19 protein-coding genes and 1 pseudogene are annotated in these 19,819 nt (G+C 58.3%); 8 read left to right on the forward strand and 12 right to left on the reverse strand.

Annotated elements, in window-relative coordinates:
• The 8 genes and pseudogenes from ACTH3D_RS03295 to leuC form a co-directional block, all read right to left on the reverse strand.
• Positions 1 to 183 (reverse strand): annotated as a pseudogene (locus tag ACTH3D_RS03295) (tryptophan synthase subunit beta); the annotation flags it as partial.
• Between the two features lie 75 nt (positions 184 to 258).
• Positions 259 to 900: a phosphoribosylanthranilate isomerase gene (locus tag ACTH3D_RS03300; protein WP_441665218.1), complete on the reverse strand. Its 642-nt coding sequence runs from the start codon at positions 898 to 900 to the stop codon at positions 259 to 261.
• The gene (gene truA, locus ACTH3D_RS03305) at positions 897 to 1,847 is read right to left on the reverse strand and encodes a tRNA pseudouridine(38-40) synthase TruA (protein WP_441665220.1); all 951 of its coding nucleotides are present in this window, start codon (positions 1,845 to 1,847) and stop codon (positions 897 to 899) included. The genes ACTH3D_RS03300 and truA overlap by 4 nt, the downstream gene beginning before the upstream one ends.
• Before the next feature lie 71 nt (positions 1,848 to 1,918).
• Complete coding sequence (asd, locus tag ACTH3D_RS03310) at positions 1,919 to 3,031, reverse strand: aspartate-semialdehyde dehydrogenase (RefSeq protein ID WP_441665222.1); 1,113 nt, start codon at positions 3,029 to 3,031, stop codon at positions 1,919 to 1,921.
• A 165-nt stretch (positions 3,032 to 3,196) separates the two neighbouring features.
• Entirely contained in the window at positions 3,197 to 4,285 is a 1,089-nt protein-coding gene (gene leuB / locus ACTH3D_RS03315) for a 3-isopropylmalate dehydrogenase (protein ID WP_441665224.1), read from the reverse strand.
• Positions 4,286 to 4,337: 52 nt separating this feature from the next.
• Positions 4,338 to 5,132, reverse strand: a complete 795-nt coding sequence (locus tag ACTH3D_RS03320; protein ID WP_441665226.1) for a class I SAM-dependent methyltransferase — start codon at positions 5,130 to 5,132, stop codon at positions 4,338 to 4,340.
• Positions 5,125 to 5,769 (reverse strand): 3-isopropylmalate dehydratase small subunit, encoded by a 645-nt coding sequence (leuD, locus tag ACTH3D_RS03325; RefSeq protein WP_441665228.1) that lies wholly within the window; start codon positions 5,767 to 5,769, stop codon positions 5,125 to 5,127. The genes ACTH3D_RS03320 and leuD overlap by 8 nt, the downstream gene beginning before the upstream one ends.
• A gap of 3 nt (positions 5,770 to 5,772) precedes the next feature.
• Positions 5,773 to 7,218 carry a 3-isopropylmalate dehydratase large subunit gene (leuC, locus tag ACTH3D_RS03330; protein ID WP_441665230.1) on the reverse strand — a complete coding sequence of 482 codons (1,446 nt, stop codon included), beginning with the start codon at positions 7,216 to 7,218 and terminating at the stop codon, positions 5,773 to 5,775.
• A 160-nt stretch (positions 7,219 to 7,378) separates the two neighbouring features.
• Between leuC and ACTH3D_RS03335 the strand changes: the two genes are divergently transcribed.
• Both ACTH3D_RS03335 and ACTH3D_RS03340 read left to right on the forward strand, forming a co-directional pair.
• The gene (locus ACTH3D_RS03335; protein ID WP_441665232.1) at positions 7,379 to 8,290 is read left to right on the forward strand and encodes a LysR family transcriptional regulator; all 912 of its coding nucleotides are present in this window, start codon (positions 7,379 to 7,381) and stop codon (positions 8,288 to 8,290) included.
• A 40-nt stretch (positions 8,291 to 8,330) separates the two neighbouring features.
• Positions 8,331 to 9,728 (forward strand): hypothetical protein, encoded by a 1,398-nt coding sequence (locus tag ACTH3D_RS03340; protein WP_441665234.1) that lies wholly within the window; start codon positions 8,331 to 8,333, stop codon positions 9,726 to 9,728.
• 125 nt (positions 9,729 to 9,853) lie between these two features.
• Here ACTH3D_RS03340 and ACTH3D_RS03345 read toward each other — a convergent pair whose 3' ends face one another.
• On the reverse strand, positions 9,854 to 10,384 hold the full coding sequence (locus ACTH3D_RS03345; protein WP_441665236.1) for a zinc ribbon-containing protein: 531 nt from the start codon (positions 10,382 to 10,384) through the stop codon (positions 9,854 to 9,856).
• Positions 10,385 to 10,614: 230 nt separating this feature from the next.
• Between ACTH3D_RS03345 and leuS the strand changes: the two genes are divergently transcribed.
• The 6 genes from leuS (at position 10,615) to ACTH3D_RS03375 (ending at position 16,786) form a co-directional block, all read left to right on the forward strand.
• On the forward strand, positions 10,615 to 13,194 hold the full coding sequence (gene leuS / locus ACTH3D_RS03350; protein WP_441665238.1) for a leucine--tRNA ligase: 2,580 nt from the start codon (positions 10,615 to 10,617) through the stop codon (positions 13,192 to 13,194).
• Between the two features lie 15 nt (positions 13,195 to 13,209).
• A complete protein-coding gene (locus tag ACTH3D_RS03355; RefSeq protein WP_441665240.1) occupies positions 13,210 to 13,701 on the forward strand; it encodes an LPS-assembly lipoprotein LptE in 492 nt (163 codons plus the stop codon).
• Positions 13,702 to 13,708: 7 nt separating this feature from the next.
• Entirely contained in the window at positions 13,709 to 14,785 is a 1,077-nt protein-coding gene (gene holA / locus ACTH3D_RS03360) for a DNA polymerase III subunit delta (protein ID WP_441665242.1), read from the forward strand.
• A 161-nt stretch (positions 14,786 to 14,946) separates the two neighbouring features.
• Positions 14,947 to 15,345 (forward strand): PA2779 family protein, encoded by a 399-nt coding sequence (locus tag ACTH3D_RS03365; RefSeq protein WP_441665244.1) that lies wholly within the window; start codon positions 14,947 to 14,949, stop codon positions 15,343 to 15,345.
• Between the two features lie 88 nt (positions 15,346 to 15,433).
• A complete protein-coding gene (locus ACTH3D_RS03370) occupies positions 15,434 to 16,327 on the forward strand; it encodes a PA2778 family cysteine peptidase (RefSeq protein WP_441665246.1) in 894 nt (297 codons plus the stop codon).
• 21 nt (positions 16,328 to 16,348) lie between these two features.
• Complete coding sequence (locus tag ACTH3D_RS03375; protein WP_441665248.1) at positions 16,349 to 16,786, forward strand: DUF488 domain-containing protein; 438 nt, start codon at positions 16,349 to 16,351, stop codon at positions 16,784 to 16,786.
• A 50-nt stretch (positions 16,787 to 16,836) separates the two neighbouring features.
• Here ACTH3D_RS03375 and nqrM read toward each other — a convergent pair whose 3' ends face one another.
• The 3 genes from nqrM to nqrF form a co-directional block, all read right to left on the reverse strand.
• Positions 16,837 to 17,091: a (Na+)-NQR maturation NqrM gene (gene nqrM / locus ACTH3D_RS03380; RefSeq protein ID WP_441665250.1), complete on the reverse strand. Its 255-nt coding sequence runs from the start codon at positions 17,089 to 17,091 to the stop codon at positions 16,837 to 16,839.
• 154 nt (positions 17,092 to 17,245) lie between these two features.
• The gene (locus tag ACTH3D_RS03385; RefSeq protein WP_441665252.1) at positions 17,246 to 18,409 is read right to left on the reverse strand and encodes a linear amide C-N hydrolase; all 1,164 of its coding nucleotides are present in this window, start codon (positions 18,407 to 18,409) and stop codon (positions 17,246 to 17,248) included.
• A gap of 186 nt (positions 18,410 to 18,595) precedes the next feature.
• A partial coding sequence (gene nqrF / locus ACTH3D_RS03390; RefSeq protein WP_441665254.1) for an NADH:ubiquinone reductase (Na(+)-transporting) subunit F occupies positions 18,596 to 19,819 on the reverse strand: 1,224 nt, incomplete at its 5' end.

Consider the following 19,819-nt stretch of genomic DNA (forward strand, 5'->3'; position numbering starts at 1 on the left):
CACATAGTGGGCCAGGTCATGGTCGAATTCGGCCTGGAAGTCGGGATCATCACGCAGACGCTGATAGGTCTTGTCCAGTTCATCCAGGGCGAAGCTCAGGGTCTCCGAAACGAACCGGCCACCATAGGGACCAAAATGGCCACGGGCATCCGGCAGTCGGGTCAGGTCACTGAACTTGCTCACGAGAGACACCTCATTGGGTCGTCATTAGTGGGAATGCTGTGTTTAGCAGGATATTTCAGCAGGAGGGCGAGCCAGTCAGCCATTGGCCCGTCGCACCTCTTTCACGAAAGCGATCATGGCACTGGCATCCTTGATGCCTGGCGATGTCTCGATACCGCCGGATACATCTACGGCCAAAGGCCCTACCGCACCAATGGCTTCTGCCACATTGTCCGGCGTTAAACCACCGGCGAGGATAACAGGTTTTTCCAACCTTGCGGGGATTCTCGACCAGTCGAAGGTCTCGCCGGTGCCGCCAGGAACACCCGGACGATACGCATCGAGCAGCAGCCCCCGAGACTGGTGATACTCACGTACTGCTGTGCTGAGATCTAGCCCCTCGCGCATGCGCAGCGCCTTGATCCAAGGGCGCCGGAACCCCTCGCAACACGCAGCTGTCTCGCTGCCATGAAACTGTAGCAGATCCAGGTGCGCACTGGCCGCCTCGACAAGCTCAGGGGCAGCATCGACAAACAGCCCGACTCGGGTGACAAAGGCCGGCACGGCAGCCGACAACTGTACCAGCTGGCTCAGTGTGACATGGCGCTTACTGCCTTCCCAGAGCACAAAGCCCAGCGCATCCGCGCCTGCCGCTACGGCGCGGTTGATATCCTCGATCCGAGTCAGGCCACAGAACTTGATACGCGTTCTGCCAAGGGGCTGTCCGTGGACGATCATGAGACGTCTCTTTGCGTGTCGTCAGCTGCTTTGTCGTCAGACGCCTCTGCTTGTGCAGCGCCACGCCGCAACGAGGACATTCGACAATTGGGCAGCGCACGATCTCCACTCCACTCACCCAGGTGAGCCAACAGCACCGGGCCTAGTGGCTCACGGGGTAAGCCCCAGACCGGGTCATAGATACAGTCAACAAAATGCAGCCCCTCGGGGGGGGCTGTCACGTCTCCCAGCGTACGGTCCTTCAGCGCCAACAGGCGTGCCAGGTAATCCTCGTCCTGCTCACCACGCCCGACGCGGATCAGCGCGCCGGCGATATTGCGGATCATGTGATGCAGAAATGCATTGCCCTGCACGTCGATCGCCAGCAGCGGCCCGTGCCGCTTAACCTCGATGAAGTGCAGGTGACGCCAGGGCGACGTCGACTGGCATCCTGCCGCGCGAAAGCTGGTAAAGTCATTTTCTCCCACCAGAGCCTGGGCTGCACGATGCATCGCATCAGCATCCAGATAGTCACGACACCAGGTCACCTGAGCCCGCTCCATCACCGGACGGCTGGGCTGATTAAGAATGAGATAGCGGTAGCGACGTGCCAGCGCCATGAAGCGGGCGTGAAACTCATCGCTGACTGGTTTGACCCAGCGAATGGCGATGTCCTTCGGCAGATTGGCATTGGTGCCGAACACCCAGGCCTTCTCCGAGCGTAATACCGGCGGATCAAAGTGAATGACCTGGCGGGTGGCATGAACCCCGGAGTCGGTCCGTCCACTGCAGTGCACGCTCACTGGTTTGCCGGCAATGCGTGACAGCGCCGCTTCCAGCGAAGCCTGCACCGACGGTATGTCTCTCAACCGCTGCCATCCACAATACTGGCTGCCATCGTATTCAACCCCCAGCGCCAGCCTACCGGTCAGGGGGTGTTTCTCATCCAGGCGTCGAAACAGTGTCATTGCCTATCCTGTTTATGAAAACAGCCTGCCAGGCCGCATAAGCGGCCTGGCAGGCTTGGGGAAGCACTGATTTAACGCTGGCGGATGATACGCAGCATGCGCCGCAGCGGCTCGGCCGCGCCCCACAGCAGCTGGTCGCCCACACTGAAGGCCGACAGGTACTCAGAACCCATCTTGAGCTTGCGCACGCGGCCTACGGGTATGGCCATGGTGCCAGTAGCGGCTGCCGGAGTCAGCTCCTTCATGGTAGCTTCCTGCTCATTCGGCACCAGCTTCACCCAGTCATTATGCGTGGCAATGCGCTCTTCGATCTCGTCTAGCGGAACGTCCTGCTTGAGCTTGATGGTGAACGCCTGGCTGTGGCTGCGCATGGCACCGATCCGCACACACAGACCATCGATAGGAATCGGCTTATCCTGCAGACCAAGGATCTTGTTGGTCTCGGCGTAGCCTTTCCACTCTTCGCGGCTCTGCCCATTGTCCAGACGGCTGTCGATCCACGGAATCAGACTGCCGGCCAGCGGTGCGCCAAAGTTGTCGACTGGGAATGCTCCGCCACGCATGGCCTCTGTGACCTTGCGGTCGATATCAAGAATCGCACTGGCTGGGTCTGCTAGCTCGGCACCCACACTGTGGTGAAGCGCACCCATCTGCTCCAACAGCTCACGCATGTGACGCGCACCGGAACCGGAAGCGGCCTGGTAGGTCATCGAGGTCATCCACTCAATCATGCCAGCCTCAAAGAGCCCGCCCAAACCCATCAGCATCAAGCTGACGGTGCAGTTGCCACCAACGAAGGTTCTGGCACCCTTGGCCAGCTGGGCGTCGATCACTCGGCGATTGACGGGGTCCAGCACCACAGTGCTTTCATCGTCCATACGCAGCGCGCTGGCCGCATCAATCCAGTAACCCTTCCAGCCGTCACTGCGCAGCTTACCGTATACCTGCTTGGTGTAGTCGCCACCCTGACAGGTCACGATGACGTCGAGCACCTTGAGCTGATCAACATCCAGCGCATCCTTGAGCGGCGGCACCTCGACGCCGATATTGGGCCCGGGCTGCCCCACCTGGGAGGTGGTAAAAAATACCGGCTCGATACCTTTGAAATCATCTTCCTCGCGCATGCGCTGCATGAGCACAGAGCCCACCATGCCACGCCAACCGACGAAACCAACTTTCAACATAGGGTGTCTCCCTGAAATATCGTGCGTTCAGTTCTGGGGGGGGCGGCTTCGCCACTAGGCAAAGCCGGCCGGATCATGCCCCCTGAATGGCTATCATAGCTGCTGTCCTGGCCACTATCTTACTCGCTATTTTACGGGTTATCAGAGGTACTCTCTGAACAACCATCAGACCTCGTACAGTGACTCAAAAGCTGCCAGCACCGCATCACCCATCGCCTCGGTCGATACGGTCTCTGTTCCCTCCGAGGCGATATCAGCTGTACGCAGCCCCTGGTCCAGCACCAGGCCTACTGCTGTTTCAATCTTTTCGGCCAGCGCCGGCTCGTCCAGCGAATAGCGCAGCATCATAGCCACAGACAGAATCGTCGCCAACGGGTTGGCCAGCCCCTGACCGACGATGTCCGGCGCGCTGCCGTGGCAAGGCTCGTACATGCCCTGCTTGTTTTCGTTCAGCGACGCCGAGGGCAGCATGCCAATCGAGCCGGTCAGCATGGCGGCCGCATCCGAGAGAATGTCGCCAAACATGTTGCCGGTCACCATCACATCGAACTGCTTGGGGGCACGCACCAGCTGCATGGCCGCATTGTCGACGTACATATGGCTCAGCTCGACATCCTGATACTCTTCAGCCAGGCGCTCCATCACCTCGCGCCACAGCATGGTTACTTCCAGTACGTTGGCCTTATCGACACTACACAGGCGACACTCGCGCTTACGGGCCATCTCGAAAGCTACGCGGCCGATACGCTCGATCTCGGACTCGCTGTACACATAAGTATTGAAGCCGACGCGCTCGCCGTCACGCTCTTCGATTCCACGCGGCTGGCCGAAGTAGATACCGCCAGTCAGCTCACGCACGATCATGATATCCAGGCCAGACACCACCTCGGGCTTAAGCGTGGAGGCCTCGGCCAGCTGCGGGTATAGCACCGCAGGGCGCAAGTTACCAAACAGGCCCAGCTCCTTGCGCAGGCCCAGCAGCCCGCGCTCCGGACGCTTGCTGATATCCTCGATGCTGTCCCACTTGGGGCCGCCTACAGCACCCAGCAAGATCGCGTCAGCGGCCTTGGCCTTGGCCAGAGTGTCAGCAGGCAGAGGCTCACCGTGCGCGTCATAGGCGCTACCACCCACCAACGCTTCTTCGATCTCGACGTCCAGACCACGCTCCTGACAAGCCGCCAGCACACGGCTGGCCTGGGCGGTGATCTCGGGTCCAATGCCGTCACCCGGCAGGATCAGGATCTTATGGCTCATGCTATCGCTCCACAAACGTTCAAGTTGGAATTCATTGGATACAGACCCCGGATCAGGCGCTACGCTCGACCCAAAGCACCAGCATGTCAGTGGTAAAGGAGCCGTCAGCGCCGATCTCGAAATAGTCGCGCACCTCATCGCCCACGTCAGTCTGCAACTGTCGAATGGCCTGCTGCATCACTTCGGGGGTCCGCATACGCTCGACCCAGGAGCGGAACTCAAGGCGCAGACGCTGGCGTGATGCCGAGGTGAAGGTTAGCCCGGCTTCTCCGGTCAGTCGCGTCCACTCACCAACGCTATAATCTCGCACATGACTGGTGTCACGCAGCATCTCAACGCTCTGTAGGAAACTGTCTAACAGCGGCAACTCGGGCGCGGTGACGTCGATAAAGGCAGCAACGCCGCCCGGCTTCAGCACACGTCGCACTTCACGCAGCGCCAGCCCCACATCCTGCCAATGGTGCGCAGAAAAACGGCTGAACACGGCATCGAAGCTGCCGCTCTCGAAAGGCAGTTTTTCAGCTGCCCCTTGTTCGGTGCGAATGTTGTCGAGCCCTCGTTCGGCAGCGGTATTCGCCACTACCTCAAGCATCTGAGATGAAAGGTCAAAAGCCACCACTTCACGGGCGACCTCTGCCACCTGGAAGCTGACATGACCCGCGCCACAGCCAAGGTCAAGCACTCGCGCAGCGCCCAGCCCGGCGACACACTCACGCAGTGCGGCAAACTCTTCACCCTGAGCATGCACGGCACTGCTGAGGTAGGCGCCGGCCTGTTCACCAAACTGGCGCCGAACCACTGACTCGTGGCGTTGCCCGAAATCGTTATCCTTATGCGGGTTATGCATTTCGGAACAACCAAGGGCGCTGCTGACGATGCCTGGCCTCGAAGTCGCGAATGGCAGGCTCATTTTGCAGTGTGATGCCTATCTCATCCAGCCCTTCCAGCAGACAGTGCTTGCGGAACTCATCGACCTCGAAGGTCAGCGTCTCGCCGGATGGCGTGGTCACTTGCTGATTTTCCAGGTCGATACTCAGGCGATAACCCGGATTGGCCTCGACCTCGGCAAACAGACGGTCGACCTGCTCTTCACTGAGCTTGATCAGCAAGATACCGTTCTTGAAGGCGTTGTTGTAAAAGATGTCGGCAAAGCTCGGCGCAATCACCGCACGAAAACCGAAGTCTTCAAGCGCCCAGGGCGCGTGCTCTCGGGAACTTCCACAGCCGAAGTTACGGCGCGTCAGCAACACGCTGGCACCTTGATAGCGCGGCTGGTTGAGCATGAAGTCAGGATTGAGCGGACGGTTCGAGACATCCTGATCGGGCTGCCCCTCATCCAGATAACGCAGCTCGTCAAACAGGTTGACACCAAATCCGGTACGCTTGATCGATTTCAGGAACTGTTTGGGAATGATCAAATCGGTGTCGACATTGGCGCGATCCAACGGCGCCACCAGGCCGTCAAGGCGTTCAAATTTCTGCATGGTTCAGGCCTCCTGACGGGCAGTGGTGATATCAAGATTTCGCACATCGACGAAGTGGCCGGCGATGGCAGCGGCAGCAGCCATGGCTGGGCTGACCAGGTGGGTGCGCCCGCCGTAGCCCTGGCGACCTTCGAAGTTGCGGTTCGAGGTTGAGGCACAGTGCTCACCGGCACCCAGCTTGTCGGCGTTCATAGCCAGACACATTGAGCAGCCCGGCTCGCGCCATTCGAAACCAGCCTCGGTAAAGACCTTGTCGAGCCCTTCGGCCTCGGCCTGACGCTTCACCAAGCCCGAGCCCGGCACCACCATGGCCAGCGCGATGGAGTCAGCGACCTTCTTACCGCGCGCCACCTCGGCTGCCTCGCGCAAATCCTCGATGCGCGAGTTGGTGCATGAGCCGATAAACACCTTGTCCAGGCGGATGTCGGTGATTTTCTGCTTTGGCTTGAGCCCCATGTACTCCAGCGCTCGGCTGTAGCCGCGCTGTACGGTTTCATCGGTCTGGGCCGCCGGGTCCGGCACTTCACCGGAAATACCGGTAACCATTTCCGGGCTGGTGCCCCAGCTCACTTGCGGTTCAATCTCGGCGGCGTCCAGTGTCACCACCTTATCGAACACGGCGTCCTCGTCGGAGACCAGCTCGCGCCAGTCGGCCACTGCGGCCTCCCAAAGCTCACCCGTCGGCGCAAAGGGACGATCCTTGAGGTAGTCGATGGTGGTGTCGTCTACTGCGATCAAGCCAACCCGCGCGCCAGCTTCAATAGCCATGTTACACACGGTCATCCGGCCTTCCATGGACAGATCACGAATGGCACTGCCGGCAAACTCGATGGCATATCCGGTGCCGCCCGCGGTACCGATCTTGCCAATGATTGCTAGCACCACGTCCTTAGCGGTCACGCCAGTGCCCAGCTTGCCCTCAACACGCACCTGCATGTTGCCCATTTTCTGGGCCAGCAAACACTGAGTGGCCAGCACGTGCTCGACCTCGGAGGTGCCGATACCGTGGGCGATCGACGCAAAAGCGCCGTGGGTGGCGGTATGCGAGTCGCCGCATACAACAGTCATGCCAGGCAATGTGGCGCCCTGCTCGGGGCCCACCACATGGACGATACCCTGGCGCGAATCGTTGATGCGGAATTCTTCGATACCGAACTCGTCACAGTTGTCATCCAGCGTCTGCACCTGAATCAGCGAGATCGGGTCCTTGATGCCCGCATTGCCCTCGGCGCGCTCTTTGACGGTGGTCGGCACGTTGTGGTCCGGCGTTGCCAGGTTGGCATCAAGCCGCCACGGCTTGCGGCCGGCCAACCGCAGACCCTCAAACGCCTGGGGCGAGGTCACCTCATGCAAAAGGTGGCGATCGATATAAATCAGCGCGGTACCATCACCGCGGTCTTTTACTAAATGCTGCGACCACAGCTTGTCATAGAGTGTCTGGCCTGACATGTCATCCTCCGGGGCCTGGCCCGTCTTGCGTCACGGTGGGCAAAATGCCCTTGTTTTAAGAGTTGAATATTACGATGTGTGTTCAGTTTTACGCGAGCGCAGCATAAAATCAATTCATGTTACTCATGCAATGGATTCTAAAATGGAATAACGAGCGCTAATGGATACCCAAAGCCTTCAAGCATTTCTGGCCGTCGCCGACACTGGCAGCTTTTCCCGGGCCGCGGAGCAGCTCCACCTGACCCAGCCAGCAGTCAGCAAACGCATCGCGACGTTGGAAGGACTACTCAGCAGCCGACTGTTCGACCGCATCGGCCGCCGCGTCACACTGACCGAAGCCGGCCGACTGTTGCTCCCCCGTGCCCGGCAAATCCTGGTCACCATGGAGGACAGCCGACGCGCCATCGCCAACCTGGAAGGCAGTGTTGCTGGCAGTCTGACGCTGGCCACCAGCCATCACATTGGCCTGCACCGCCTGCCTGGGCTGCTGCGCCACTATGTTCGCGCGCATCCCGAGGTGCGCCTCGACCTGCACTTTCTCGACTCCGAACAGGCGTATCAGGGCGTGCTCGACGGCCAGCTGGAGATCGCTGCCGTCACCCTGGCCCCGCGTCCCGACCCCCGGCTGGAAGTGGTGCCGGTGTGGATCGATCAACTGTGTTTTGTCTGCGCGCCGGATCATGCACTGGCCAGCGCCGGAAAACTGACACTGGCATGCCTGTGTGAACACGACGCGGTATTACCGGGCTCGCTGACTTTTACCCGTACCTTGATCGAGTCGCGCTTCGCCGCCGCGGGCCTGCCGCTACCTTCGGCCACCTCCACCAATTATCTGGAAACCTTGAAGATGCTGACTTCCACAGGTCTGGGTTGGAGCCTGCTTCCGGAGCGACTGATCGATAGCAGCTTGCACCGTCTGGAGGTGGACCATCCACCCATTCAGCGCCCTCTGGGCTATCTGGTTCATCGCAGTCGCATGCTATCCAACGCGGCCCGCGCCATGCTTAAGCTGCTGGATGGCGCCCGGGAAGAATACGCGCTACGCTGGCCAAACCTGCCACAAAACGATTAGCCTGCTTCTATTCTCTCGACTTCTGTGTGGCGGCATGCCCATGACATCCCCTGAATCTTCCCAAGCACCGGTTACCCAGGCGCCAGCTGCCACCCGCCTGATCACCCCGCGGCGCACTCTGGCCGGCCTGTGCCTGCTTGCCGGCCTGCTCATGCGCATTGCCCAGATAGCCAGCCAAGAGCTCACCAGCAACACGCCGGATAACCAAGCATTCAACCCCGTTGGCTATGTGCTGTGGCTGGGCGTACTCCTGCTGCTGCCAGACCTGCCCCGCCGCTCTCGCATCCAGGCGGGCTCGCTAGCCGGTGTGGGCGTGGGGATGCTGCTGGTCGCCTGGTTGGCATTCGGCGCCCGAATCAATTGGCTCAACCTGCCCAACAGCAATGCCAATGTTGTCACCATGCTGGTCGGTGTCAGCTTTATCAGCTTGACTGCGGGGCTACGCGGCAGTCATCGGCCACTGGGCAAGCCCGTCACTGGCTGGCGCGGCCTTGTTGGCACCTGGCTTGGCGTTCACCTGCTGGGGTCGATTCTCAACTTGTCGACGCTGTTCATGATTGGCGATCGCCTGTCACGCAATGGACCACTGACCACACCACAGCTGCTAGCCCTTAACCGCGGGTTCTGCGCTGCTGCCCTCTGGTCGCCGTTCTTCGCTGCCATGGCGGTGGTGATGGGGCTTGCTCCACAGCTCAACTACTCTCAGGTGCTGATTCACGGCCTGATCTTGGCAGCCTGTGCGGCACTCTTGTCGTTCATCGGTATAACAAGGCGCTTTGACCTCAGCCATACGCCCGGCTTTTCAATGTCACCCGGCAGCCTACTCATGCCGATCAGCATGGCAGGGCTGGTGATGCTGTTTCACTACCGGTTAACCCCTGCACTGCCGATTCTCGCCATCATTACCTTTCTGCTGCCCGGCGTTGCGCTACTGCTCAACCTGATCAAGGGCGTGCGCTGGACAGCAGCACGACTCCAGCGCCATACACTGGAGCGTCTGCCGGCCATGCGCGGCGAGGTATCGCTGTTCCTATGTGCCGGTTTACTGACTCAAGGACTGACTTCCTTCGCCGATGCCGCCACCGACGGTGGCTGGCAGCTTTTCCCCGAATTTGGCCCTGCCCAGGCCAGCATCAGCTTTATTGCCATCGTTCTGAGCTCGCTAGCCGGACTGCACCCGATCATCGGGATTTCCGTACTGGCTTCCGTGGCAAGGCTTGCCAACGAAAACCAGCAGACGTTGTTTGCTCTGGCGTGTCTGGCAGCCTGGGGCGTAGGCACCAGCGTTGGCCCGCTATCCGGCACCAACCTCTCACTACAGGGCCGCTATGGCATCAGCGGCGGTCTGCTGATGCGCCAAAACCTAGCCTACACCGCCGTAATGAGCGTACTGGTGGTTATTTCGCTGTGGACGCTGGGAGTAAACATGCAGGTATAAGGCACACAAAGTCCTAGCTAATGGACGTCGAAGACTTTTCGGCTTGGCCCCTGCCCCGCCGCCGCTACGCGGCGGTATCGCCATGCATACAAATATCACTCCTATAAACCCGCATAGACAATGACTTAGGCTTCCGGAACCCAGGGGGCACGAACAAAATAGCGATGCCCACACTGATGACAGGGCTCAATGCGGGTCAGGGCATCTAGGGTGACCAGCGCCTCGCAGTGGGTGCAGCTCATGCGTCCTGGCACGGCCATTTCACCAGCCACGTAGTCAGCACGCGAAGCTTCCAGATCGTCTTCAAGTTGCGCACGCTCTACCTGACTGCGGTCAGCAATAGACAGCAACGCATCGGCAATTCGACGTGACATCCTTGAAAAATCAAGGCCCAGCCAATCGGCTACACTTTCACCACCGGCGGCCAGATAGCTGCGCATTTCACGCAGATCCCGCTCCACCCAGGCGCGCAATAGCGCCAGCTCATCGCGGGTAAACTCCTGCACATCCCTTTCGAACTCGACGGCTTCATCAAGCTCATGCTGAAGCCGTTCAATGCTGAGCTCACCAGCACCTTCCTTGATGCGATCAAGGACTCTCTCATAGGCATCGCTGAGTTTCTGATCATTCTCGGGGGGGCGCTGTTCATTACTCATTACTTGGGTCTCCTTGCTGGCCCTGACTGGTTTGACCACGCTTACCCCATAGCCGACAAGCGCCGTGCTGGGGTATGCTTAGGCTCAAATATTTACTGCATTTAAACGACATGCCATCGGCGAATCAACGGCAGACTCAGACCCTCATCATGCCTATTCGTCCCTGATGGCCGTAGACATTCCGGCGCACTAGTCGCCGAGACCAACTGGCAAGGTACCCGAAGACAGCAATGGACGCACAATATCAGCCCAGCGAAATCGAACGTGATGCCCAGAATTACTGGGAAAAAAACCAATGCTTCAAGGCCGTAGAAGACGCCAGTCGCGAAAAATTCTACTGCCTATCGATGTTTCCCTACCCCAGCGGCAAGCTGCATATGGGTCATGTGCGTAACTACACTATCGGCGATGTCATCAGCCGTTACCAGCGCATGCGTGGCAAAAACGTGCTTCAACCCATGGGCTGGGATGCCTTTGGCATGCCGGCAGAAAATGCGGCCATCCAGAATCAGGTGCCGCCGGCCCAGTGGACACGCCAGAACATTGCCTACATGCGTGATCAGCTCAAGGCATTAGGCTTTGCCTATGACTGGAACCGCGAGTTCGCCACCTGCGACGTCGACTACTATCGCTGGGAGCAGTGGTTTTTCACCCGCCTGGTAGAAAAGGGCCTGGTCTACAAGAAAATGTCCACGGTCAACTGGGATCCGGTGGATCAGACTGTGCTGGCCAACGAGCAGGTCATCGACGGCTGTGGTTGGCGCTCTGGCGCACCGGTGGTGCGCAAGGAAATTCCTCTCTGGTTCCTTAAGATCACCGACTATGCCGACGAGCTGCTGGCTGATCTAGACAAGGTCGAATGGCCCGAGCAGGTCAAGACCATGCAGCGCAACTGGATCGGCAAGTCGCGGGGGGTTGAGCTGGCCTTTGACGTTGACGGCCATGATTCGCTGCGGGTCTACACCACCCGCCCAGACACCCTGATGGGTGTGACTTACCTGGCCGTAGCTGCAGCGCATCCACTGGCCAAAGCGGCGGCTGAGCACAACCCCGAACTGGCGGCGTTCAATGAAGAATGCATCAGCGGCGGCACCTCCGAAGCCGAGCTGGCACGCATGGAAAAGAAAGGCATGCCGACCGGGCTTGAGGCCATCCATCCGCTGAGCGGCCGGCGTGTACCGGTATTTGTGGCCAACTTCGTGCTGATGGAGTATGGCACTGGCGCTGTCATGGCGGTGCCCGCCCACGACCAGCGTGACTGGGAGTTCGCCACCAAGTACGAGCTACCCATCGAAGCGGTGATTGCTGATGAGAACGGCCAGGCGCCGGACATCTCCAGCGGCTCTCACGATGACCACGGTGTGCTGATCAATTCCGGTGAGTTCGACGGCCTCGACTTCCAAGCGGCATTCGATGCCATCGCCGACAAGTTGGTGAACCAGGGCCACGGCGAGGTCAAGACTAACTATCGCCTGCGCGACTGGGGCGTGGCTCGCCAGCGCTACTGGGGGGCTCCGATTCCGGTCAAGTACGGCCCCAAAGGCCAGACTGTACCGCTCAGCGACGATGAGCTGCCGGTAGCGTTGCCCATGGAAGTCACCGTCGACGCCACTGGCTCGCCGCTAAAGCGGATGCCCGAATTCTCTGACCTTGGCGACGGCTGGCTGCGTGAAACTGATACCTTCGATACCTTCATGGAGTCGTCCTGGTACTACGCGCGCTTCTGCTGTGCCGATAACACTGAGGCCATGCTCGACGAGCGTGCCAACTACTGGCTACCGGTGGACCTGTATATCGGTGGCATTGAACACGCCATTCTGCACCTGCTCTACGCCCGCTTCTTCCATAAGCTAATGCGCGACTTCGGGCTGGTGGACTCCGACGAGCCTTTCCAGCGCCTGCTGACCCAGGGCATGGTGATCGCCGAGACTTACTCGCGCCCCCAAGCCAACGGCGGTAAAGAGTGGTTCAATCCAGCTGACGTCGAGGTCACTCGCGACGACAAAGGACGCCCGCTCAGCGCGGTGCTGATCAGCGATGGCCAGCCAGTGGACATGGGCGGCATCGAGAAGATGTCCAAGTCCAAAAATAACGGCGTCGATCCTCAGTCAATGATCGACCGCTTCGGGGCCGACACTGTACGCCTGTTTATGATGTTTGCAGCTCCGCCTGAGCAGTCGCTTGAGTGGTCTGATACTGGCGTTGAAGGTGCCCACCGTTTCGTCAAACGCATGTGGAAGCTGGTCAATGATCATCTCGCGGCCCGGCCCGGCTTCGTCGATACCGGCAGTATTGATACGCAAAGCCTGGACCAGGCTCAGCGCGAACTGCGCCGCAAGACCCACGAGACCATCAAGAAAGCCAGCGACGACATCGGTCGCCGCACCACCTTCAACACGGCAATTGCGGCAGTGATGGAACTGACCAATGCCTACAGCCGCTTCGATGACACCAGCCCTGCTGGCGATGTTGTCGCGCGAGAAGCTGTTGAAACCTGCGTACTACTACTGGCGCCAATCATCCCCCATGTCTGTCATGCACTGTGGCAGGCGCTGGGGCATGACACCCCGGTTATTGACGCCGCCTGGCCGACGCTGGACGAAAACGCCCTGAGCCGCGACAGTGTGGAGCTGGTGGTACAGGTCAACGGCAAACTGCGAGCCCGCGTGGAAGTCAGCGCCGATGCCCAGCGCGACGATGTTGAGCACGCCGCAATGGCGTCTGAAAACGTGCAGCGTCATATTGAAGGCAAGACCGTTCGTAAGGTCATCGTTGTGCCAGGTAAGCTCGTCAATATCGTTGCCAACTGAACCCGGGAGGCCAGCATGCAGCGCCGCACCTTGTGCAAATATGTTCTTACCCTTGGCAGTGCTACGCTGCTGGCAGGCTGCGGCTTCAAGCTGCGCGGCTATGGCACACCGGTTTCCAGGCTCGAGGAAGTCAGTGTGGAGGGCCCGTTCGGCTCACTGCGTGACCGTCTGATTGTGCGACTGGAAAACTCCGGTACTGCGGTCAATGAGACGGCCCCCTGGGTACTGACACTTGGCCAGGAACACGTGGAAGACCGCAGCCTCAGCCTACGGCAGGCTGGCGATCAACAGCATGAAATGACACTCACGGTCACGATGGCCGTGCAGCGCCGCTCCGATGGGGCCTATCGCTTGCCTGATGAAACGATCAGAGTTCAAGAAACCTACATGCTCAATGATGATAACCTGCTGGCCGCCGGTGATTACCGCGAAGACGTGCGTAACCAACTTCGCGACCAGGCTGCACGGGATATCATCCAGCGCTTGAACACCCTCACCGGGCCATGAACAACTCATGAGGGTCTATCCCGACAAGCTGGAAGGCGTGCTGGCCAAAAACCTCCCTGCGGTGGTGATAGTGGCTGGTGACGAACCCCTTCAGCATCGCGATGCTTGTGACGCAGTGCGGGCTGCTGCTCGGCAGTCCGGCATTGAAGAGCGCCAGGTGCTGGACGTCGAGGCCAACTTCGCCTGGGGACGGCTGACCGAGGCTGCCTCAAGCCTGTCACTGTTCGCTTCCCGCAAGCTGATCGAACTTCGCCTTGGCAACAACAAACCTGGGCAAGAAGGCGGCAAGGTACTGCGTGCCTACGCCCAGCAGTTTGCCAGCAGTCGCTCAGGAAGTGACAACCTACTATTGATCAACAGCAGCAAGCTTGACTTCAAAGAACAGAAAAGTGCCTGGTTCAAAGCGCTTGATAGCGTGGGTATTTTTGTCCCCGTGTGGCCGGTGGATGCAAATTATCTACCACGCTGGCTCACCAACCGGGCCTGCCTCTACGGTCTAAGCTTGGACAACAATGCCGCTCAGCTGCTAGGAGAGCGTACCGAAGGTAATTTGCTAGCCGCAGACCAGGAGCTGCAGAAGCTCGCCCTGCTGCTGCCGGCTGGCGCGCGGGTCAGCCCAGAGCAGGTAGCTGGCGATGTGGAAGACAGCGCACGCTTTGATGTTTTTACGCTGACTGACGCCTGCCTGAGCGGCGATCCTGCACGCGCCTCACGGGTTATCAACGGTCTGCGCGGAGAAGGCGTGGAGGCCCCTATTGTGCTGTGGGCATTAACGCGAGAAATGCGCCAGCTGCTGTCGCTGCATCAGCATCTTGAGCAGGGGCAGAGCTTTGATTACGCTTGCAATGCACAAAAACCCAAGATTTTCGATAAGCGCCGCCCAGGCTATCAGCAAGCTATCAACAGGCTGCCACGTCAGCGCCTCTACAAGTTGCTGCTGTTTGCACAACGGTTGGATCTTTCCATCAAGGGTGCGGCTCCCCTGCTGCCCCTGTGGGATGGGCTCCACGATCTGGCTCTGACACTGGCTGGGGGACGTGGTCCCTTGGCGGAGCTGCCCTCCTCCTATCGCTCCAGCGCCTGACTTGCTAGCTGTATCGTGGAGGCAGATGGCGTGACCTAGTGGCCTGACGTCATGACTTGGGGCACCCTGTCGCCGTTCAGCGTCATTGTATTGTTGGCTCCAGTTGGTAATGTTATCGCTTTTCGTGTCCGAATAATTTCCATAACTTAAGGAGTGCCACCATGAAACGCTTGGTCCGATTTCTCAGCCCATTACTGATCGCCTGTCTCGTTGCAGCCTCTATTACGCCTGCCTTTGCCAGCGGTGCGGACAGCGTCCCACTGATAGGCACCGCTGATGCATTACAAGCTACAAGTGCCAGCCACCACCGTGATCAGATACGCCAATTACTGACCCGAGAAGACGTCCAGCAACAACTACTCGCTCGCGGTGTTTCTCCTGCCGATGTCAACGACCGCGTTGCCGCGCTCAGCGACGAGGAGGCCCACCAGATGGCTGAGCAGCTAGATAATCTTCCTGCAGGTGCCAGCAGTGTACTAGGGGTTCTGTTCGGGGTGTTCGTGATCCTTCTGGTGACTGACATCCTGGGCCTGACTGACGTCTTCCCTTTCACTCGCTGACTCCGGATCCGGCATGCAACACCGCTTTAGGCGCCGGACGCCAGGCGCGATAAAAGGGCCGTTACGGGCCCTTTTACTGACACTTGCAATGGCCCTGACGTTGAGCAGCTGCGCCTCGGCTCCTACTCTGGACCAGCAAAGTCTGGCCCGCCTGTCATCACAGCACCAGTTACTCGAAGAAGTACCATTTCACGCCCAGCGTGATTACCAGTGCGGCCCTGCCACCTTGGCCATGGTTTTGGAGGCCAGCGGTCAGCCAGTCGCCGTTGACACATTGATTCCACAAGTTTTCCTGCCTGACAGACAAGGCAGTGTACAGCCTGAAATGCTAGCCACTGTCCGGCGTCAGGGCCGCATTCCCTATGTGATTCCAGGCGATTTCAATGCCCTGCTTCAGGAGCTGGATGCCGGCCACCCAGTAGCAGTGATGCAAAACCTTTCGCTGCCGGCATTTCCGATGTGGCACTATGCTGTTGCTATAGGCTACGACGTGCCGAGTAAACAACTGACCCTGCACTCAGGCACAGAGTCTGCCCGTCAGGTCGCTTTTGACCGCTTTGATGCTACCTGGGCACGCAGTCAGCGATGGGCATTTGTGGCCTTGCCACCAGGACAACTGCCTGTCAGCCTGTCAGCCGATGCACTGGTACAGTCGGTCAATGACTTTGAGCAGGCCGCCGGCAGCAAGCAGGCGCTACCGGCCTGGCAGGCAGCCACTCTGCAATATCCGGATCACGCCATGTTGAAATTTGCACTTGGCAATGCCTTATACAACAGCGAGGATACACAAGCCGCTATCAAGGCATTTAGTGACGCCGCAGAACTTGACCCAACGCTTGCCGAAGCTTGGTTAAATCTGGGCCTGCTGTTGAAGGAAAATGAAGCGCATCAAGCACTGGAAGCCCTTGAGAAAGCCGCTGCACTTAAGGGGCCCTGGCAGGTACAGGCAAGGCTCGCCATAGAAGCTTTGCAAAGCACTTAGCGTTAAGCAGGAAGAGTAACGATGAGCTACGACATTCAACTCAAACGAATCTATCACGACGCCTGCGACGATGACGGGGCACGCGTACTGGTTGACCGCTTGTGGCCTCGCGGCAAACATCGCGAGCTGCTGGCACTGACCGACTGGTATCGCGGCGCCTCTCCGTCAAATGTGCTGAGGCGACAGTATTACAATAGTGAGATCAGCGCATCGGTATTTGAGTCCCGCTATCGCGGTGAGCTTCGTGATGACCCTGAAGTTTTGCTACCACTCATGCGTTATGCGCGCCAGGGGCGCCTGACGCTGCTGTCCGCGGCACGCGAACTGTCAACATCACACTTGCCACTTCTCAAAGAAGCACTAATTACCGCACTTCAGGTAGAAGATAGTGCAGACCGTGAACCCAGCTCACCACCCTGCTATGCCCATCTGATGCCCGACACGGATAATCGGCTCTGATGAAGCACCCCTGACCGCCGGTCCTAGACTGGGAGACAAACCTTGAGACATTAACGGCGAGTGGCGTCGTAACCCAGATCCAGCCCGCGACTTTCATCGCTGCGTCGGCGCGCGCTAACGGTCTTTCGGTTCTCTTCCTCACACACCTGGTCATTACCACCACAGACTTCACAACCCTCTTTCATGCCAAGCCGGTTTAGCCCGCCGCAGGTGCCGGCAATCGGGCGCCGACCCAGCATGACGCCTACTGCCATGATTGCCATAATCAGCAGCATGAAGGCCAACACTACGAAAAACAGGTTCATGGTACGTCCTCTTTTGATCTTGCCTCATCTCTACCCATGATAGCAGCCTGAGCACTTGCCAGCCCAGCGGAAAACCGCCCTGGACCCGGCTGACGAGCGTGAAAATTCAGGTCAGCCGGATTCAGGGCAGCATAGCCTCTGCTCAGAAAAACCTTTAGTTTACGGTTTTCAGCGCCTCATTACCTGCAGTGATGGCCGCAGGAATTTTGTCCAATGCGATACTCTTTTTGTCCGTCTCATTTTTCAGCGCAGCCAGATCAAAGTTGATGTAGTTCATGGCATCGTAACTTCGTACGCTGAACTGCAACTGACGAAGATCAGACAGAGCTGTCCAAGAGGTATATTCAGAAGTATACATTTTATGTCCCTCAACACCCGGAGCCGTTATGTTCGCGATTTCACCGGTGTAGCGGTTATCCATGGTGATACCGCGCGGGCGGTCGAAGTTGTTCATTACGTGGGCCAAGGTAGTAACAGCCTTTTCTGGTGTTTCAGCTTTCTCTGCAAACTGGGAGTAATAGACAGCACGAACAAAACGACCTACCGATGTATTGGACGCTGGTAAAGCAACCGTCGCAATACCCGAGTCGGGCTGCTCAAAATGCACACCATTAAGCTCCAGACTGGACTGATCTCTGTTGTCCATGAAGGTGTAGTTGTTCAGGTTGGTCATGTGCCAGGAAAACTCAGGACCATTGGTCATTACCCCGATCGGATTATCAATGACATTCTGCTGGCCATTTGAAAACTCGATAACGATGGAGTCACCGTTGGAGTCGTGCAGAGTGTAATGAAATGGCGTCTTAAATATGCCTAGTGGCAACAGAGCCGTCACTAGCACCGGCTGCTCTTCAAGAGCGGCCTTGACCTCGGCTACCGTCTTGAACTGCGACAAAGCCCAGGCCCCCAGGTCAATGGCTGCCAATACTTCTGTGGTCTTTGTCACCATGTCCTTGGGGCCTTCAGTGCTGGCAAAGGCCAGCACGCTGAAACTCAACCCCTGGTCATTCATTCCCTCAACCACCTTAAGGTCCTTGGTTACGGGATCTGGTACCGTCAGCGACATGAGGCTGTACTTCCCCTCAAATGTCAGTGCTGGCTGGTCGCCAGCCTTGGAACTGAACTCAGTGCCCTTAGGGAAGAAGGTAGCTTCATAAGGCAGCTGCATGGGGAGCTCCATGGTTCTGCCTGCGTAGGGCGCACCGCTTGCATCGGTGTACAGCAAGGAGGTGCATGAGTGGCCAACTGTCGGGACTGCAATAGCGCCTGCCACGACACTCGCCAGCAAAGTCCGCATAAGTACGCTTGATTTGGACATCAATATTCCTCGTGTTTAACATGCCATGTGGGTATTACATAAACAGGCCGCCGTCCCTGTCTGCACCCCCCTCTAATCATCAACCTGATAATCCGCCAGTGTTTTCCAAAGAAAAACCAGCCTCTCATAACAGTAGGGGCTGGCAAATTGCCAGCCCCTACATGATTCACTGCAGCTTCGTCCTGATCAACCGCCAAAGTCATCAAGCATGATGTTCTCAGGCTCAACACCCATGTCGATCAGCATCTTGATCACCGAGGCATTCATCATTGGCGGTCCGCACATGTAGTACTCGCAGTCCTCTGGGGCCGGATGGTCCTTGAGGTAGTTTTCATAAAGAACGTTATGGATAAAGCCGGTTGGGCCTTCCCAGTTGTCCTCAGGCTGGGGGTCCGACATGGCCAGATGCCACTGGAAGTTATCGTGCTCCTCGGCCAGCTTGTCGTACTCATCGTTATAGAAGGTCTCACGCCAAGAGCGCGCACCGTACCAGAACGAGATCTTGCGCTTACTGTCCAGGCGCTTGAGCTGGTCAAAGATATGACTGCGCATTGGCGCCATACCTGCACCGCCACCGATGAACACCATCTCAGCGTCAGTATCCTTGGCAAAGAACTCACCGAAGGGCCCCATGACCGTGATCTTGTCGCCCGGCTTCAGGTTGAAGACGTAGGTCGACATCAAGCCCGGCGGGTGATTGCTATTCGGCGGGGGTGTAGCGATTCGGATATTGAACTTCAGAATACCCTTCTCTTCCGGATAGTTAGCCATGGAGTAAGCACGCATGACCTCTTCATTGGTCTTATGCGAGACATTGAACAGGCCAAACTTTTCCCAATCGCCGCGGAATTTTTCTTCAATATCAAAATCCGAGAAATTGACATCGTACGGTGGCGCCAGAAGCTGCACATAACCACCGGCCCGGAAGGCAACTTCCTCACCCTCAGGTAGACGCAGGTTGAGCTCCTTAATAAAGGTGGCGACGTTGGGGTTGGAGATAACTTCGCACTCCCACTTCTTCACCCCAAAGACCGATTCAGGAACTAGGATCTTCATGTCCTGTTTTACCGGCACCTGACAGGACAGCCGCCAGCCGTCCTTGCGCTCGCGCAGCGTGAAGTGGGACTCCTCGGTAGGAAGAATCGCCCCGCCACCATCTTCTACACGGCACCGGCATTCTGCGCAGGTGCCACCGCCGCCACAGGCGGAGGGCAGGAAGATGCCATTGGCTGCCAGGGTGCCCAGCAGCTTACCGCCAGCCTGGGTAGTGACTGTGTTTTCTGGATCGCCGTTGATCTCGATGGCCACTGCACCCGTACTTACGAGCCGGCTGCGCGCTGCCAGGATCACCAGTGTCAGCCCGACGATAATCACGGTGAACATGACCACACCGAGCAAGATGACTGTTGT

It is taken from the genome of Halomonas sp. (genome assembly GCF_052095765.1).
Lineage (GTDB): Bacteria > Pseudomonadota > Gammaproteobacteria > Pseudomonadales > Halomonadaceae > Halomonas.

Excerpts from the sequence above, each read along its gene's own strand:
- ACTH3D_RS03345 (WP_441665236.1), bottom strand. The coding sequence starts at position 10,384 with ATGAGTAATGAACAGCGCCCCCCCGAGAATGATCAGAAACTCAGCGAT.
- leuS (WP_441665238.1), top strand. The coding sequence starts at position 10,615 with ATGGACGCACAATATCAGCCCAGCGAAATCGAACGTGATGCCCAGAAT.
- asd (WP_441665222.1), bottom strand. The coding sequence starts at position 3,031 with ATGTTGAAAGTTGGTTTCGTCGGTTGGCGTGGCATGGTGGGCTCTGTG.
- nqrM (WP_441665250.1), bottom strand. The coding sequence starts at position 17,091 with ATGAACCTGTTTTTCGTAGTGTTGGCCTTCATGCTGCTGATTATGGCA.
- ACTH3D_RS03385 (WP_441665252.1), bottom strand. The coding sequence starts at position 18,409 with ATGTCCAAATCAAGCGTACTTATGCGGACTTTGCTGGCGAGTGTCGTG.
- ACTH3D_RS03365 (WP_441665244.1), top strand. The coding sequence starts at position 14,947 with ATGAAACGCTTGGTCCGATTTCTCAGCCCATTACTGATCGCCTGTCTC.
- leuD (WP_441665228.1), bottom strand. The coding sequence starts at position 5,769 with ATGCAGAAATTTGAACGCCTTGACGGCCTGGTGGCGCCGTTGGATCGC.
- leuC (WP_441665230.1), bottom strand. The coding sequence starts at position 7,218 with ATGTCAGGCCAGACACTCTATGACAAGCTGTGGTCGCAGCATTTAGTA.
- ACTH3D_RS03300 (WP_441665218.1), bottom strand. The coding sequence starts at position 900 with ATGATCGTCCACGGACAGCCCCTTGGCAGAACGCGTATCAAGTTCTGT.
- ACTH3D_RS03335 (WP_441665232.1), top strand. The coding sequence starts at position 7,379 with ATGGATACCCAAAGCCTTCAAGCATTTCTGGCCGTCGCCGACACTGGC.
- ACTH3D_RS03320 (WP_441665226.1), bottom strand. The coding sequence starts at position 5,132 with ATGCATAACCCGCATAAGGATAACGATTTCGGGCAACGCCACGAGTCA.
- holA (WP_441665242.1), top strand. The coding sequence starts at position 13,709 with ATGAGGGTCTATCCCGACAAGCTGGAAGGCGTGCTGGCCAAAAACCTC.
- ACTH3D_RS03375 (WP_441665248.1), top strand. The coding sequence starts at position 16,349 with ATGAGCTACGACATTCAACTCAAACGAATCTATCACGACGCCTGCGAC.
- ACTH3D_RS03340 (WP_441665234.1), top strand. The coding sequence starts at position 8,331 with ATGACATCCCCTGAATCTTCCCAAGCACCGGTTACCCAGGCGCCAGCT.
- leuB (WP_441665224.1), bottom strand. The coding sequence starts at position 4,285 with ATGAGCCATAAGATCCTGATCCTGCCGGGTGACGGCATTGGACCCGAG.
- ACTH3D_RS03355 (WP_441665240.1), top strand. The coding sequence starts at position 13,210 with ATGCAGCGCCGCACCTTGTGCAAATATGTTCTTACCCTTGGCAGTGCT.
- truA (WP_441665220.1), bottom strand. The coding sequence starts at position 1,847 with ATGACACTGTTTCGACGCCTGGATGAGAAACACCCCCTGACCGGTAGG.
- ACTH3D_RS03370 (WP_441665246.1), top strand. The coding sequence starts at position 15,434 with ATGGCCCTGACGTTGAGCAGCTGCGCCTCGGCTCCTACTCTGGACCAG.